Below are 3,614 nucleotides of genomic sequence, written 5' to 3' on the forward strand. Positions count from 1 at the left end.
GTCTCGGTGGGGCCGTAGGCGTTGATCATCACCCGTCCCGGCGCCCAGCGATCGACGAGGTCGGCCGGGCACGCCTCACCGGCCACCACCAGCGCCACCGACTGCAGCCCCTCCGGGGAGAGCATCCCTGCCGCCGACGGCGTCTGCGTCAACACGGTCACTCGTTCGCGGATCAGCAGCGCGTGAAGGTCCTCCGGTGAGTGGGTGATCGAATCCGGCGCCACCACCAATCGGCCCCCGCGGGTGAGCGCCCCCCAGATCTCCCAGACCGACATGTCGAATCCGTACGAATGGCACTGGCTCCACACGCCGGCCGCCGGTAGATAAGAGTCCATACCCTCCAGCAGTTGGGTGACATTGCAGTGTCTGATCGCCACCCCTTTGGGCACTCCGGTGGTGCCCGACGTGTAGAGGATGTAGGCGATGTCATCGGGCGCCACCATCGGCAGTGCGACGTCCGCGGAGTCATCGACCCCTGGGTCGTCCTCGACGTCGATGACGGGCAGGTCGTGCTCGGCGAGTCTGTCGGCCAGGTCTGCGCTGCTGATCGCGGCTACCGGCGCGGCGTCGGAGAACATGAACCCGATCCGTGCCGCCGGCAGCGCGGGATCGACCGGCAGATACGCTGCCCCGGTCTTCAGGACTGCGAGCAACCCGATCAGGGACTGGGCTGACCGCGGCAACAACAGCGCCACGCACCGTCCTGGCGCCGCGCCATGCTCGGTGAGCTTGTGCGCCAATCGATTCGACAAACGATCCAGTTCGCGGTAGGTCCATGACCGCTCACCGCACACGAGGGCGGTCGCCGTCGGGTCGCGTTCCACCTGCGCGGCGAACAAACCCGTGATGGTCACCGACGTGTCGGGCTGGGCCAGCGCCGCCCGGTTCCCGGTCTCGTCGACCCGGTCCTGCTCCCCGGCGTCGAGCAGGGGCACCGTCGACAGTGGACGGGAGGGATCTGCGGTCATGGCCAGCAAGATCCGCCGTAGGCGTTCGGTGATGGCCTCGATTCCGGCGTGGTCGAACACATCGGTGTCACCTTCGACCCGTAGCGTCAGCTCTCCACCCGAAAGCGCCTGCAGGGTCAATGGATAGTGCGTCGACTCGTTGGTGGTGAACCCGGTGATGGTCAACCCGTCGACGCCTGACATCGCGGCGGTGTCGACCGGATAGTTCTCGAACACGAACAGCGTGTCGAACAGCAGGTCGTGGCCGGTCGCCCGATGGATCTCGGTGAGCGCCAGATGTTCGTGATCGAGTGTGCGGTGGTGAAAGCCGTGCAGTTGGTCGAGCAGGCCCGCCGCGCTGGTTTCCGCCGCGACGCTCGCTCGCACCGGAACGGTGTTGATCAGCAGTCCCACCATGGATTCCGCGCCGGGCACCTCGGTCGGTCGGCCCGACACAGCCGTGCCGAAGACGACATCGTGTTGTCCGGTCTGCCATATCAGTAGCTGTGCCCACGCGGCCTGCAGCACGGTGTTGATCGTGGTGTGGCAGGACCGTGCCAGTTCGCCGAGTTGGCGCGTCGCATCCTCCGACAGCCGAAACGACTTCGATTCGCGCGGGCCGAGATTCGTGCGGCCGGGCGGCCCCACCAAGGTCGGGGTGTCGAAACCGGCCAGCGCGTCGCTCCAGGCGTTGCGGGCCGACTCGAGGTCGCGGTCGGCCAGCCAGCCGACGAATCGCCGATAGGGGGTGGGGCTGGGCAGTCGCTGGCCGTAGTAGCCGGCGAAGATCTCCTGCAGCAGGATCGGCATCGACCAGCCGTCGACCACGATGTGGTGGAAGGTCAGCACAAACCGGTGTCGATCGGGCGCGGTGTGGATGAGGGTTGCTCGCAGGGCCGGCGGACTGGCCAGGTCACACACCGCGGCGCGATCGGCGGCGCAGACCCGCGCGATCTCCTCCTCGGAATCAGAAACCATCAACGTCCAGGGTGTCTGGGGATCCTGGGGGAGCATCTGTACCGGTTCGTCGAATCTCTCGATGAACCGGGCGGCCAGGTTGGGGTGGCGGTTGATCACGGCTGAGACCGAGTCGCGGAGCCGATGCGGGTCGAGGGGGCCGGTGACCGTGATGTCGAGCTGCATCGCGTACAGGTCACCGGCTGTGGTTGCGGTACTGGCGTGGAACAGAAGTCCCCGTTGCAGAGGCGTCAGCGGCAGGATGTCGGCGACTCGGTATTGCTCTGTCAGTTCGTCGATCTGCTGCTGGTCGAGGCGAGCGGGAACGACGTCGGAAGGGGTCAAGCCGCCGCCGCCGCGTGCGACGTGGGCACAGATGCCCGCCAGGGCCTCTGACCACAGGCGACCGAGCCTGCTGACCTGTGTGCGATCGAGCGTGGACGTCGCCCAGGTCCACGTGGCTTGCAGCGTCGGACCGGCTGCGCCGTCGATTATTCCGGCGTTGAGCTCGACGGTGTGCCCCAGGGGCATGGGAACGGTGGTGGCGGCGTCGGCCAGCGCCAGGCCGTCCTCGCTGACCAGCCACAGTTCGCGTGATGCCTCGATGCCTGCGCCCAGGCGTCCGAGGTAGTTGAACCCGAGCGTGGGGTCGGGCGCGGCAAGGTCGACATCGGGGTTCAGGTAGCGCAGCAGTCCGTAGGTCACGCCGTCAGGAACGGCGCGCAGCTGTTCTTTGGCGGCCTTGACCACCGCCCCCAGTGCGGGGTGGCCGTCGACGACGTGTGTCCATCGCAATCCTCCTACGTCCAACGCGACCGGGTACTTGGTGGTGAACCAGCCGACGGTGCGGGACAGGTCGATATCCGGTGCAAGATCCTCGAAGCGTCCGTGGCCCTCGACGTCGATGCTGATCGGCACGCCCTCGGCGTCCAGGAACTCCGCGCATGCCAACGCGTAGCCGATCAACAGGATGTCCTGGATGCCGGCGTGGAAGGCCACGGGGACATCGCCGATCAGCCGGCGCGTCGTCTCGGCGTCCAGTGACACCGACAGGTGCTCGGCGCTGGCGTAGGTGTCGACGTCGGGCCGCGGTGCCGGCAGGGCCGCCGGTGTCGACGACACCTGACTCCACCTGTCGGCCAGGTCGATGACCGCCGGTGTGTGGGCGTGCTCGGCGAGCAACGACGCCCACCGGGCGAACGACGTTCCCGCGGAGGGCAACTCGACCGGTTGTCCGCTGTGGTGTTGGGCCCAGGCGATGTTGAGATCCTCCAGCAGGATGCGCCAGGACACCGCGTCGACGGCCAAGTGGTGGATGAGCAGCGCCAGCTGGCCGGTGGATGCCGCCCACAGTGCGCGCAGCATGACCCCTGCGGCGGGGTCCAGCCGCGACCGCGCATCCCGGAGCGCTTCGTCGGAGAGGACGTCCACGACCTGCACACACGCGGCGGCGCCAACTGACCCTGGCGCCGGCACGAACGGCGCCCAGCCGTCGGTTTCGGTCACCGCGACACGCATGCGGAGCATCGCGTGCCGGTCCAGCAGGGCCTGGAGAACGGCGACCACGTCGGGGTGGCGGACACCATCTGGGGCCTGCAACACCATGGTCTGGTTGAACTGCCCGGTGGGCCCGTCGACGGAGCGCAGCCACCGCATGATCGGCGTGGCCGCCACCGGTCCGGTGCCGTCGTCGACCGGCCCGTGCTGCCC

At 68.1% G+C, this 3,614-nt stretch carries 1 protein-coding gene; it reads right to left on the reverse strand.

Translation table 11 applies throughout. From position 1 onward, the window contains the following. On the reverse strand, positions 1-3,614 hold a 3,614-nt coding region (locus WA965_RS00075), incomplete at both ends, for a non-ribosomal peptide synthetase (RefSeq protein ID WP_526446862.1).

It is taken from the genome of Mycobacterium sp., from assembly GCF_049683935.1.
Lineage (GTDB): Bacteria > Actinomycetota > Actinomycetes > Mycobacteriales > Mycobacteriaceae > Mycobacterium.